This window comes from Kitasatospora sp. NPDC059747 (genome assembly GCF_042732955.1).
Lineage (GTDB): Bacteria > Actinomycetota > Actinomycetes > Streptomycetales > Streptomycetaceae > Kitasatospora.
The window spans coordinates 37,923-50,323 of the sequence record NZ_JBHWGV010000057.1 but is presented as its reverse complement, the minus strand read 5'-3'; the positions used below and the strand labels follow the sequence as shown (position 1 = coordinate 50,323).

Genomic DNA, 12,401 nt, shown 5'->3' with positions numbered 1-12,401 from the left:
CACCCGGACCCGGTGCTCGCGGCCGGGGGGGCGCCCCGCGCGGCCGCGGCGGGCGGGCCCCCCCCCCACCCGGGGCCCAGGCTCGGGGGGGGGCCGGCGCGGGCCCCGCGGGGTTGGGCCCCCGGCCGGGCCCCCGGGGGGGCCCGCCCGTCGTCTCACCAGCAGCAGAGGGCGATCAGGACCAGGAGTGCAACGGCGGCGGCGTTGAGTCGCCGGTACGCCAGGGCCGTCGCGACGGCCTCCCGAAGCAGCAGGTACGGCCCGTGGGCGAGCAGCCCGTCCGCCGCCGCGACCCGGCCGGGCGCACCGGCCCGGCGGGCGGCGGTGGCCGAGCGCAGGACGTGGAAACCGCTCGTGACGACGGTGCACCGGTACCCGGGCCGTTCGGCGGCCATCAGGGCCGCGCTGAAACGCAGGTTCTCGACGGTGTCGGTGGCCCGCTCCTCGCGGCGGATCCGCCCGGCCGGGACGCCCCGGGCGAGCAGGTAGCGGGCCATCGCGGCGGCCTCGGTGCACTCCTCGTGCGGCCCCTTGCCCCCGGTCACCAGCAGCAGGGGCGCATGCCCGGCGGCCTCCTCGGCGGCGAACCGTTCCAGCGCGGCGTCCAGCCGGGCCGCGAGCAGCGGCGTGACGTCGCAGCCGTGCAGTCCGGCGCCGAGGACGACGACGTAGTCGGCGCCGTCCGGAACGGGCTGCCGGCGGTAGTGCAGCGCCCGGCCGAGGAAGCCGAGCAGCCACAGCAGGGCGTACCCGCCGAGCAGGACGGCGACGATCAGGAGGACGTGCATACCTCCTCGAACGCCTACGACGGAACCCCCGTTCCGGACGGTGGTCCGGGACGGGGGTTCCGTGACGTACGCGACGTGACGCGGCGGGCCTCGGCCGGCCTCAGCCCGCGTCGGCCGCCGGGCGCTTCCCGCGCTGATTGAGCGAGGCCAGGTACGCGTTGTACGCCTCCAGCTCGGCGTCGCCGCTGCGCTCCTCGGCGCGGTCGGCGCGGCGGGCCTTGCGCTGCTCGGAGCCCATCCACTGGTAGACCAGCGCGATCAGCACGATCGCCGTCGGGATCTCGCCGAACGCCCAGGTGATGCCGCCGGCGAGCTTCTGGTCCGCCAGCAGGTCGGTGCCGGGCGGGGCGCCCGCCGTGGTGAAGGTGCTGACCAGCTGGTGGTTGGCCATCATCACCGCGACGCCGAAGAAGGCGTGGAACGGCATGCCCATGAACAGCTCGATGATCCGCATCACGTGGCCGGGGCGGTTCGGGCCCGGGTCCACGCCCATGATCGGCCAGAAGAACACCAGCCCGGTGGCCAGGAAGTGCACCATCATGAAGATGTGCCCGGCGCGGTACTGCATCAGGAAGTCGAACAGCGGGGTGAAGTAGACCCCGTACAGGCTCGCGATGAACAGCGGGATGGTGAACGCCGGGTGCGAGATCACCTTGACGTAGCGGCTGTGCAGGAGCGCCACCAGCAGCTCGCGCGGCCCGCGCGGGCGCCCCTTGCCGGCCGGGCGCAGCGCGCGCAGCGCGAGCGTGATCGGGGCGCCGAGGAGCAGCAGGATGGGCGACAGCATGGACAGCACCATGTGCTGGATCATGTGCGCGCTGAACAGTGCCATTCCGTAGTCGTTGAGTCCGCTGCAGGTGACGAGGATCACCGAGCCGACGCCCAGGGCCCAGCCGACGGTGCGCCCGACCGGCCACTTGTCGCCGCGGCGGTACAGCCGGACGACGCCGAGCGCGTACAGGCCGAGGGCGACCAGGCAGCCGGCCAGGAAGACCCAGTCGGGGGACCAGGTCCACACGTTGGAGAGGGTGAACGGTCCTAGCTGGGTCATCCCGCCGTGGTGGTGCATGCCTGACATTCCGTCGCCCATCGGCGGGTCCCGCTTTCCGTCCTGGTGGCCCCCGGTGGGGTCCGGTTCGCCCGTTTTGCTTGGCATACAGCCTAGGCGGGCCTTACCCCCGGCCGTGCCCCGCCCCCTCCGTGCGGGTGGGCGCGTCTCACTACAATGAGCGGCCTGACGGAGGGGGTGGGCGGTGACCTCGACCACGGGGCCCCGGATCGCGATGACGGGGGCGACGGGCTTCATCGGCTCGGCGGTGCTCCGGGCGTTGGACGGTTTCGAGGTCCGCGCGCTGGCCCGGAAGGTCCCCGCCGTGAGCGGCCCGTCCTGGGTGGAGGGCGACCTCGCCGACGAGGAGGCCCTCGCCGAGCTGTGCGACGGCGCCGACGTCCTGCTCCACTTCGCATCCCGGATCTCCGGCACCGCCGAGGAGTGCGAGGAGGTCAACGTCCGCGGCACCGGGGCCGTCATGGCCGCCGCCCGCCGGGCCGGGGTCTCCCGGGTCGTCCACCTGTCCACCGCGGCCGTGTACGGGCCGGGCCCGCACGCGGGTGTCGGCGTGGACGAGGTGCCCGCCGTGCCCGCCTCGGAGGCCAGCCGCACCCGGCTGCTCGGGGAGCGGGCCGCGCTGGCCGCCGGGGCCGTCGTGCTGCGGCCCGGCGTGGTGACCGGCCCGGGGGACCGCTGGGTGGTGCCCGCCGTGGCCGAACTGGTCCGCCGGGTGCCGGTGCGCTGGGCGGGCGGCGGGGCCCGGCTCTCGCTCGTCGACCGCGCCGACCTGGCCCGCCTGGTCGTCGCCGTCGCGACCGCCGAGCCCGCCGTGCCGTCGGGCGTCCACCACGCGAGCCACCCGGAGCCCGTCCGCGCCGGGGAGCTCCTCGACGCGCTGGACGCCCTCGGGCTGGTCCCCGCGCCGGCCGGCCCGGCTGTCCCGTGGGAGGAGTGCCGCCGCCTGCTGGCCGCCGCGCCGGGCCGCGTCTCGGAGCGGCAGTTCGCGATGATCGCCCTCGACCACTGGTACCGCAGCGACGACATCTGGTCCCTGGCCGCCTGCCCGCCCGGCCCGGGGCCGCTCGCCCGGCTCGTCGCCGCCGCGGACTGGTACCGCGCGGTGCTCGCGGCGACGGGCTGAACCGCCCTGGCCGGAAGGTCAGTCGGCCCGGCGGTAGTGGTCGACCGACACCTTGACCGGCCCGCCGCGCGGTGCTCGCGGCGATGGGCTGAACCGCCCTGGCGGGAAGGTCAGTCGGCCCGGCGGTAGTGGTCGACCGACACCTTGACCGGCCCGCCGCCCGGGGCGGCCGACAGCAGCCGGACGACGGCCAGGTCGCGGCCGTCGTCCTCGCGGACGCAGAAGGCCCGGCCGGTGAGGGTGGCGAAGTCGAGCCGGGAGGCGGGTTGGGAGCCGAGCCCCTTGAGGCAGTCGGCGGTGCCGAGACTGCTGTCCGTGCCGACGTAGGCGTCGCTGCCGTCGGCGAGGAGGAACTCGCTCGACGTCCGGGCGAGGTACCAGGACGCCGTTCCCTCCGGTGCGACCGTGCCCTTCCGGAGGTCGAACTCGTCGTTGCGGTCGGACGAGGTGAGCGCGGTGCCGGTGTACACGGCCGTGTAGACGGGGGCGGCGGCTGGCGGGGCCTCCGGGTCGGTCGCGCTCTCGACCGTGCGGTTGTCGGCGGCCGGGCGCCCGTCGTCCGTGCGGTGGACGAGGAGGAACGTGCCGGCCGACCCGAGGGCGAGGGCGGCCGCGGCGATCAGGGCCGTCCGGCGGTGGGAACGTCTGCGGATCGGCGCGGCCACGGGAGCGGCCACGGGGGCGGCTACGGAAGCGGCCTCGGGGGCGGCCATGCCGTGGTCCACTTCGGGCGCGACCGGTGCCAGCGCCGTCGCCCCGTCGTGCAGCGGTGGCGCGGGGACGAGGACGGTCTGCGCTTCGGAGGGGGCCCGGGGCAGGTCGCTGCGTCGGGCGATCTCGGCGTGCACCTGCGGGGGCAGCCAGCCGTCGGCGAAGCGCGGGTCCCCGACGACGGCGGGGTGGCCGTGGACGGCTTCGATCACCTGGGCCGTGGTCGGACGGTCCTCGGGCCGCTTCGCCAGGCACCAGCCGATGAGGCCGCGCAGGGAGGAGGGCACGAGGGCGAGGTCCGGCTCCTCGTGGATCACCCGGTAGAGGGCGCCGGCATCCGTACCGCCGCCGAAGGGGGGTGCGCCGCCGGCGATGTAGGCGGCCAGGGCGCCGAGGGCGAAGACGTCGGTGGCGGACGTGGCGCGCAGGCCCCGGGCCTGTTCCGGCGCCATGAAGCCGGCGGAGCCGATGCGCAGTCCGGTGCTGGTGAGGGCGGCGGCGTCGACGGCGCGGGCGATGCCGAAGTCGATCACGCGCGGGCCGTCGGCGGCGAGGAGGACGTTGCCCGGCTTGAGGTCGCGGTGGACGACGCCGGCCGCGTGGATCGCCTGGAGGGCTTCGGCGATGCCGGCGACGAGGAGCAGGACGGTCTGCTCGGCGAGCGGCCCTGCGCGCCGGACCACCTGGTGGAGCGAGGGGCCGGGGACGTAGGTGGTGGCGAGCCAGGGCACGGCGGCGTCCACCCCGGCGTCGACGACCTGGGCGGTGTAGAAGCCGTGGATCAGGCGCGCGCTGGCGACCTCCTGGGCGAAGCGCTCCCGGAACTCGGGGTCCTCCGCGAGCTCGGGCCGGACCACCTTGAGGGCCACCGGCCGGCCGCCGCGCGTGTACGAGAGGTACACCCGGCCCATCCCGCCGGACCCCAGCCGTGCGAACAGCCGGTAGCCGCCGACCGTGGCGGGGTCGTCGGCGGTCAGGGGCTGGAAGGCGGCGGTCGGGAGGGTGTCGGCCTGGTGCTCGGGCATCTGGGGCTCTCTCGGCGGGGCGCGGAGGACACGCGGGGTCGTAGGAATGGCGCGCGACCACCGGGGGAAGGGTCGCGCGCCACGCCCGGACAGTCTCCCGCCACGATGCTGAGGTTTTGATGAGGGCCGTGACGTCGGGGAGTGGCAACACAATCGCTCAGAAATCACCGCGATCGGACGTGGCTGGCCAGGGTTCGGCAGGAATCCGATGTTTGATGTGGTGTCAGATTGTTGATTGGTGTTGGAAGTTGGGTCTACGCTCCTGCCCGGTCATCCCCTCGCCAATCCGTCCCGGGAGACGCCCATGGGTCGCAGCTACCAACCCTCGAAACTCCGCACCGCCCTCGGCGCCCTGGCGCTGTTGCTGGGCGCGCTCGGCAGCCTGGCCACACCCTCCGCCGTCCACGCCGCCACGCCGGTCCAGACCGCCGTCACCGTCGACGGCACCCGGCCCGGCCTCACCTTCGACGGGATCGGGGCCATCTCCGGCGGCGGCGGCAACTCGCGCCTGCTGGCCGACTATCCGGAGCCGCAGCGCAGCCAGTTGCTCGACTACCTGTTCAAGCCCGGCTACGGCGCCTCGCTCCAGGTGCTGAAGCTGGAGATCGGCGGCGACACCAACTCCACCGACGGCGCCGAGCCCAGCATCGAGCACACCAGGGGCACCGTCGACTGCGACCAGGGCTACGAGTGGTGGCTCGCCGAGCAGGCCCTCGCCCGCAACCCCGGCATCACGTTCTACGGCCTGTCCTGGGGCGCCCCCGGCTGGATCGGCGACACCGGCAGCGGGGGCAACTTCTGGTCCCGGGACACCATCGACTACCTGATGTCCTGGATGGGCTGCGCGGACCGGCACCACCTGGCCGTCTCCTACCTCGGCGGCTGGAACGAGCGCGGCTTCAACGCGGCCTGGTACGAGAACCTCAAGAGCGCGCTGGTCTCCCACGGTTACGGCGCCACCAAGGTCGTCGCCGCCGATGACTCCTGGGCCGTGGCCGACGCCATGGCCACCGACCAGGCCTTCAGGAACGCCGTCGACGTCGTCGGCGTGCACTACCCCTGCGGTTACCTCGGCTCCTTCACCAACTGCCCCAGCACCGCGAACGCCCGGGCGCTCGGCAAGCCGCTGTGGGCGAGCGAGAACGGCTCCGAGGACGCCAACGACGGTGCCCCCGCGGTCGCGCGCGCGATCAACCGCGGCTACCTCGACGGCCGGATGACCTCGTTCATCAACTGGCCCGTCATCGCCGCGCTCTACCCGAACCTGTTCTTCTCCACCGCCGGCATGTCGATCGCCGACCAGCCCTGGTCCGGCAGCTACACGATCGGCAGGACCACGTGGGTCACCGCGCACACCGCCCAGTTCGTCCAGCCCGGCTGGCGCTACATCGACTCGGCGGGCGGGTACCTCGGCGGCGCGCGCGCCAACGGCAGCTACGTGACGCTGAAGTCACCGAACACCACCGACTACAGCACCGTCATCGAGACCGCCGACGCCACCGCCGCCCAGACCGCGAGCTTCACCGTCACCGGCGGCCTGTCCACCGGCACCGTGCACGTGTGGTCCACCGACCTCGGCTCGGCCGACCCGGCGGACTGGTTCGTCCACACCCAGGACGTCACGCCGCAGGGCGGCTCGTTCGCGCTGACCCTGCGGCCCGGCCACGTCTACACCGTCACCACCACGACCGGCCAGGGCAAGGGCGCCGCCACCCCGCCGGCCCCCGCCGCGCTCGGACTGCCGTACGCGGACGACTTCGAGACGCCCGCCACGACCACCTCGCCCAGGTACTTCACGGACATGAACGGCGCCTTCCGGACCGTCCCGTGCGGCGGCGGCCGCACCGGCACCTGCCTGCGCCAGATGGCCCCGGCGACGCCGATCCGCTGGACCGACGAGCCGTACGACGCCCCGTACACGATGATGGGCGACGGCAGCTGGGCCAACTACACGGTCACCGCCGACACCCTCTTCGAGCAGTCGAGCACCGTCGAACTCCTGGGCCGGGTCAACCAGCAGGGCCGCAACAACAACGGCCTGAACGCCTACCACCTGCGCGTGAGCGACACCGGTGCCTGGTCCATCGACAAGAGCGACACCAGCTGGAACTTCACCACCCTCGCGAGCGGCACCACCACCGCCCCCGGCACCGGCAGCTGGCACACCGTCGCGCTCTCGATGCAGGACACCACCCTCACCGCCGCCGTCGACGGCGTCACGGTGGGCAGCGCGACCGACGGCAGCTTCACCAACGGCCAGGCGGGCCTCGGCGTGACCGGCTACCGGACCGACCAGTTCGACGACTTCGCCCTCACCCCGGGCACCCCGACCACCCACACCGGCCCGATCACCTCCGCGCTGCCCGGCAAGTGCGTCGACGACAACGGCGATTCCAGCGCCAACGGCACCGCCGTCCAGCTCTGGGACTGCAATGGCGGCGGCTCCCAGGTGTGGACCTGGTCCAACGGCACCCTCACCCACGGCGGCAAGTGCCTCGACGTGACCGGCGCCGCCACCGTCAACGGAACCCCGGTCGAGCTCTGGGACTGCAACGCGGGCGCCAACCAGCAGTGGACGCCCCAGCCGGACGGCACTCTCAAGAGCACCCAGTCCGGCCGCTGCCTCGACGACCCGGCCCTCGCCACCGCCAACGGCACCCGGCTGGCGATCTGGGACTGCAACGGGGGCACCAACCAGCAGTGGAAGCTCCCGTAACCCGCCACATCGTCCGGGCCCCCACCCCCGCCACCGGCAACGGCAGCCGGGGCGGGGGCCCGGCTACCTCCGGGGCACGGGCGGGGGACGCCAAACCGGGCCACCGCCGGAGCGTCCTCCGGACGCGCGGGAGCCCCCGCCGGGGGGGGGGGGCGGCGGCGCCGCCGGGGCGCGGGCGGGCGGGTGGCGTGTCGGGGGGGGGCCCCCCAACGCGCCCCCCCCGCGGGCGGCCCCCCGGCCGGCGGGGCCCCCCCGGGGGCCCCCCCCCCGGGGGGGCTCCGCAGCGGGAGGACGAGGTCAGAGGACCGTCTCGGCCTCCAGGTAGCGCTCCTGCGGGACGGTCTTCAGCTCGGCGACCGCCTCGGCGAGCGGCACCAGGTTGATGTTGGTGCCCTGCAGCGCCGTGATGTGCCCGAACGCGCCCTTGTGGACGGCCTCGACGGCGTGCCAGCCGAACCGGGTGGCGAGCACCCGGTCGTAGGCGGTCGGGGTGCCGCCGCGCTGGGTGTGGCCGAGGATCACCGGACGGGCCTCCTTACCGAGTCGGTGCTCCAGCTCGCGGGAGAGCTGGGTCGCGATGCCGGTGAACCGCTCGTGGCCGTAGATGTCCTTGACGCCCTCCTCCCAGTGCATGGTGCCGGGCTCGGGCTTGGCGCCCTCGGCGCAGACCACGATCGCAAACTTCTTCTGCCGGTCGAAGCGTTCGCGGACGACGGCGGTCAGCTGCTCGATGTGGAACGGCCGCTCGGGGACGACGATCGCGTGCGCGCCCGCCGCCATGCCCGCGTTGAGGGCGATCCAGCCGGTGTGCCGGCCCATGACCTCGACGACCATGACCCGCTGGTGCGACTCGGCGGTGGTCTTCAGCCGGTCCAGCGCCTCGGTGGCGACCGAGACGGCGGTGTCGAAGCCGAAGGTCACGTCGGTGGCGGCGATGTCGTTGTCGATGGTCTTCGGCACGCCGACGATCGGCAGGCCCGCGTCGCTCATCAGCTTGGCGGCCTTGAGGGTGCCCTCGCCGCCGATCGGGATGACGGCGTCCAGGCCGAGGTCCGAGCAGTACTTCTTGGCGCGCTCGACGCCGTCGCGCAGGTGGCTGGGCTGCACCCGCGACGAACCGAGGATCGTGCCGCCCTGGGCGAGGATGCCGCTCACCGAGTCCAGGGTGAGGGGGCGGTGGTGGCCCTCCAGGAAGCCGCGCCACCCGTCCTCGAACCCGATGATCTCGTCGCCGTGGTCGACCACCCCCCGGTGGACCACGGAGCGGATCACCGCGTTCAGGCCGGGGCAGTCACCGCCGCTGGTCAGCACTCCGATACGCATTAGCTTTGCAACTCCCGAGCAGAACCGAGGAACGGCCGGACTACAGGCTGGGACGACGAGCCGTCACCGTAGCGGTGCGTTCCCACGCCGGGGTGGCGGGGAGCTGACCGTGGGGTGAAGGATCGGCCGAATCGGGCAGAACGCCCGAAAAAGGCCGTGGTGTCGAGCATACGACCCCTGGTCCGGCCGGGCAGGAGCCGACGCGGGAGCGGCGCCGTCGGCGCCCCCGCGTGGAAGTGCAGCCTGCTGCCGAGGAGGGTGTGCAGCCGGCAGCCCCCATTGTCGTACGTTCCGGGCCGCCCGTGGACCGGGTGACCGCATGGCGGGCACCCGGCTGGGGCGTACGGGTGTACTGGGCTTGTCTTCGGACTCCCGTCGTCCGCCCGCGAGGCGCGTGCCCAGGCGTCGCCAGGCAGACGGGAGTCCGAAGGCAAGCCCTTACTGGGGGCGCGTCGTGGCGGCGATGCGTTCGGCGCGCAGCGCGTCGTACCAGGTGGTGTCGGCCGGCGGCAGGGCGTTGACGTCCAGCGCCAGCTTGATCAGCATGTCCGCGACCGCGGGGTTGCGGGCCAGCACCGGGCCGTGCAGGTAGGTGCCGAAGACGGTGTCGCGCCAGGCGCCCTCGGTGCCGTCGCCGGTGCCGTTGCCCCGGCCGACGGCGACGTTGGCGAAGGGCTGGACGCCCTGGCCGAGGTGGGTGACGCCCTGGTGGTTCTCGAAGCCGGTCAGCTGCGGCAGGCCGAGCCGCGGGTCGACGTCGGCGAGCACGTCGCCGACGCACCGGGCGCCCTCGCCGCGGGTGGTCCAGACGTCGAGCAGGCCGAGGCCCGGCTCGCGCTCGCCGAGGTCGTTGACGAACTCGTGGCCCATGATCTGGAAGCCGGCGCAGACGCCGAAGATGATCGCGCCGTTCTCGGCGGCCCGCACCAGGCCGCTGTCGGCCCGCAGCCGCTCGGCGGCCAGGCGCTGCGGCCGGTCCTCGCCGCCGCCGATCAGGTAGATGTCCCCGCTGGTGGGGACCGCCTGGTCGGAGCGGACGTCGATCCGGGTCACGTTGAGATGGCGCTGGCGGGCCCGGCGCTCCACGACCAGGGCGTTGCCGCGGTCGCCGTAGGTGCTGAGCAGGTCCGGGTAGACCCAGACCACGCGCAGGCTGCTCTCACTCATCCTCGAAGGCCTTCCGTCACGAAAAGAGGGGCGTGGGGGCGCGGCATCAGCCGGCCACGACCTTCCGCAGCTGCTGGAAGGCGGTGTAGTTGGCGATGGCCTCGATCCGGCCGGGCGGGGCCATCCGGACGGCCTGCTCCAGCGTGTCCACCACGTGGAACTGCAGTCCGGCGACCTCCAGGCGGACGGCCAGGTCCAGCTTGCGCTGGCCCATCACGAAGACCGGGTGCCCGGCGAGGCGCTCGTAGTCGACGTCCCACAGCCAGGAGGTGTCGGTGCCGTCGGCGTCGAGGGCGTTGACGGAGAGGATGACCGGGGCGGGCGGGCCGTCGATCAGCGAGAAGGTCTCCAGCCAGCCGGCCGGGTTCTTCGCGAGCAACAGCCGGATGTCGCGGCCCTGGTACTGGACGACGTCGTAGCGGCCGGCGACGGCCGTCACCGAGCGCATCCGCTCCAGCGCGACCTGCGGGGAGACGCCGAACACGGCGGCGACGGCGGCCGAGCTGGTGGCGTTGGCCAGGTTGGCCCGGCCGGGCAGCTGGAGCTGGATCGGCCAGGCGCCGCGCTGCGGGTCGATGACGTGGGTGCCCTGGAGCGCCCAGTGCGGGTTGGGGCGCCGGAAGCCGCACTCCTGGCAGAACCAGTCGTCGCCGGGGCGCTGCATGACGCCGCCGCACGCGGGGCAGGACCAGGCGTCCTCCTTCCAGGCCTGTCCGGCGGCCACCCAGACCACCTTCTTGCAGGAGGAGGCGGCCCAGGTCACCAGCGGGTCGTCGGCGTTGGCGATGACCACGGCCTCGGTGTCCTGGAGGCCCTCGCGCCACTTCTCGGCCATCATCCGGGTCTCGGCGGCCCGGTCGAGCTGGTCGCGGGAGAGGTTGAGCAGGGCGATCGCCTTGGGGCGGGTGTCGCGGGCGACCCCGGCCAGGTACTTCTCGTCGACCTCGATCACGCCGAAGCGGGCGTCCGAGCCGCCGGCCAGGGCGGAGGTGATGCCGGCCGGCATGTTGGCGCCGAGGGCGTTGGAGACCACCGGGCCGGCGGCGCGCAGCGCCTCGGCGATCAGGCGGGTGGTCGTGGTCTTGCCGTTGGTGGCGCTGACCAGCACGACGTCGAGGTGGTCGGCGAGGGTGGCGAGGAGGTCGGGGTCGAGCCTGAGGGCGACCTTGCCGCCGATCACCGAGCCGCTGCCGCGACCGGCCTTGCGCGACACGGCGGCCGCGACCTTGCCGGCGGTGACCGCGATCTTGGCGCGGGCCGGCAGGGAGGCGTCGCGCGCGCCTGTGGGCTCCGATTCGGTGCCTGCCATGCTCAGTGGTTCCTCCTTGCTGCGGCACCGCCCGGGGGCCGGTTAACGGGCCGTCGGGCGGCGGGGACGGGGCCAGCCTACCGACTCCGTCACCCGGCCCCACGATCCGGACCCCGCGCCGCCTGCTGCGACGCGCCCCCCGGGGCCCGCCCCGGGCGGCCTGACGTGCCGTCAGGAAGGGCGGTGTACGGACGGAGCTCCCGCGGGAAGGATGACGCCGCCGGAGGGCCGGACGGTTCCCGGTGAGAATGTGGTGAAGAAATGATCAGCAGGCCGGACGGTGCGGCGCCGGCTCCGCGCCCGCCAGGGCGGCGGTGATCACGAGGGTGCCGTCCTCGGCGCGGAAGTCCAGCGGCACGGCCAGCCGGCGCATCGCCGTGATCAGGCCCGCGTTCGAGGCGTGGGTCACCGCGTACACGGTGCCGATCCCGGCGGCCCGGGCCATCGCGGCCAGGCGGCGCAGCAGGGCCAGTCCGAGCCCGCGCCGCTGCCAGCCGTCCTCCACCAGGACGGCCAGCTCGGCCTCCCCGTCGTCCCACATCAGGTGCCCGAGGGCGACGATCCGCCCGTCCCCGGCCGTCACGGCGAGGCTGCGCCCGTGCCGCCCGTCCAGCAGGTGGTCCAGGTGGCGGTCGGAGTCGCGGACCGGCCCGTGGTAACGCAGTCGCAGCGAGGCGGGGGAGCAGCGCTGGTGCATCGCCCGGGCCCCGGCCTTGTCGGCCGGACCGGCCGCGCGGACGATCAGCGCGGTCCCGTCCGCCAGGGACAGCCGGGCGGGGAGCGGCTCCTCCGCGACGAGGGCGTGCAGCCGGCCCTTCGCCGGGTGCGTCCGGGCGGCCCGGAGCGGGGCGTCGAGGAGCGCCACCCGGCCACCGGGCCCCTCGGGCACCGCGCACCTCCGGTCGGACCTGCCGAAAGACCGGGTCCAGAGCCGTTCGAAGCGCGTGTGCGATGCCGTCATGGAGGCGACGCTACCGACACCGCGCTTCGGCGCGGTTACGCGATCGTGAACGCACGAGTGTCCGGGACGGACCCGGGACGTGCCCGTGACCGGGCCGGGACGGATCCGGCGGAAGGCGCTGTCGGGCCGGGACGGATCCGGGTGGAAGGCGCTGTCGGGCCGGGACGGATCCGGTGGAAGGCGCTGTCGGGCCGGGACGGATCCGGCAG

9 protein-coding genes are annotated in these 12,401 nt (G+C 74.2%); 2 read left to right on the top strand and 7 right to left on the bottom strand.

Translation table 11 applies throughout. The features are described 5' to 3' along the window. Positions 1-155: 155 nt before the first annotated feature. Positions 156-788, bottom strand: a complete 633-nt coding sequence (locus ACFV4G_RS24275; protein ID WP_380443728.1) for a YdcF family protein — start codon at positions 786-788, stop codon at positions 156-158. 100 nt (positions 789-888) lie between these two features. Next, positions 889-1,857, bottom strand: a complete 969-nt coding sequence (locus ACFV4G_RS24270) for a cytochrome c oxidase assembly protein (RefSeq protein ID WP_380443726.1) — start codon at positions 1,855-1,857, stop codon at positions 889-891. Positions 1,858-2,041: 184 nt separating this feature from the next. On the opposite strand from ACFV4G_RS24270, the gene ACFV4G_RS24265 reads away from it, so the two are divergent. Further along, entirely contained in the window at positions 2,042-2,980 is a 939-nt protein-coding gene (locus ACFV4G_RS24265; protein ID WP_380443724.1) for an NAD-dependent epimerase/dehydratase family protein, read from the top strand. A gap of 110 nt (positions 2,981-3,090) precedes the next feature. Here the strand turns inward: ACFV4G_RS24265 and ACFV4G_RS24260 are convergent, their stop codons facing one another. Then, positions 3,091-4,716, bottom strand: coding sequence for a protein kinase (locus ACFV4G_RS24260; protein ID WP_380443720.1), 1,626 nt, complete (start codon positions 4,714-4,716; stop codon positions 3,091-3,093). A gap of 304 nt (positions 4,717-5,020) precedes the next feature. Here ACFV4G_RS24260 and ACFV4G_RS24255 point away from each other — a divergent pair, with 304 nt between their 5' ends. Then, the gene (locus ACFV4G_RS24255) at positions 5,021-7,432 is read left to right on the top strand and encodes a ricin-type beta-trefoil lectin domain protein (protein ID WP_380443718.1); all 2,412 of its coding nucleotides are present in this window, start codon (positions 5,021-5,023) and stop codon (positions 7,430-7,432) included. 297 nt (positions 7,433-7,729) lie between these two features. Here ACFV4G_RS24255 and ACFV4G_RS24250 read toward each other — a convergent pair whose 3' ends face one another. From ACFV4G_RS24250 to ACFV4G_RS24235, 4 genes are all read right to left on the bottom strand, one after another. Then, positions 7,730-8,755 (bottom strand): 6-phosphofructokinase, encoded by a 1,026-nt coding sequence (locus tag ACFV4G_RS24250; protein WP_329931993.1) that lies wholly within the window; start codon positions 8,753-8,755, stop codon positions 7,730-7,732. Between the two features lie 438 nt (positions 8,756-9,193). Continuing rightward, entirely contained in the window at positions 9,194-9,922 is a 729-nt protein-coding gene (locus ACFV4G_RS24245; RefSeq protein WP_329931992.1) for a glutamine amidotransferase, read from the bottom strand. Positions 9,923-9,968: 46 nt separating this feature from the next. Continuing rightward, complete coding sequence (locus ACFV4G_RS24240; protein WP_359959229.1) at positions 9,969-11,231, bottom strand: MurT ligase domain-containing protein; 1,263 nt, start codon at positions 11,229-11,231, stop codon at positions 9,969-9,971. 265 nt (positions 11,232-11,496) lie between these two features. Next, positions 11,497-12,192 (bottom strand): GNAT family N-acetyltransferase, encoded by a 696-nt coding sequence (locus ACFV4G_RS24235; RefSeq protein WP_380443715.1) that lies wholly within the window; start codon positions 12,190-12,192, stop codon positions 11,497-11,499. Positions 12,193-12,401 lie beyond the last annotated feature (209 nt).

Bases quoted from the DNA above. Each gene is read 5' to 3' on its own strand.
- ACFV4G_RS24260 (WP_380443720.1), bottom strand. From the start codon at position 4,716: ATGCCCGAGCACCAGGCCGACACCCTCCCGACCGCCGCCTTCCAGCCC.
- ACFV4G_RS24275 (WP_380443728.1), bottom strand. From the start codon at position 788: ATGCACGTCCTCCTGATCGTCGCCGTCCTGCTCGGCGGGTACGCCCTG.
- ACFV4G_RS24235 (WP_380443715.1), bottom strand. From the start codon at position 12,192: ATGACGGCATCGCACACGCGCTTCGAACGGCTCTGGACCCGGTCTTTC.
- ACFV4G_RS24245 (WP_329931992.1), bottom strand. From the start codon at position 9,922: ATGAGTGAGAGCAGCCTGCGCGTGGTCTGGGTCTACCCGGACCTGCTC.
- ACFV4G_RS24270 (WP_380443726.1), bottom strand. From the start codon at position 1,857: ATGCACCACCACGGCGGGATGACCCAGCTAGGACCGTTCACCCTCTCC.
- ACFV4G_RS24240 (WP_359959229.1), bottom strand. From the start codon at position 11,231: ATGGCAGGCACCGAATCGGAGCCCACAGGCGCGCGCGACGCCTCCCTG.
- ACFV4G_RS24255 (WP_380443718.1), top strand. From the start codon at position 5,021: ATGGGTCGCAGCTACCAACCCTCGAAACTCCGCACCGCCCTCGGCGCC.
- ACFV4G_RS24250 (WP_329931993.1), bottom strand. From the start codon at position 8,755: ATGCGTATCGGAGTGCTGACCAGCGGCGGTGACTGCCCCGGCCTGAAC.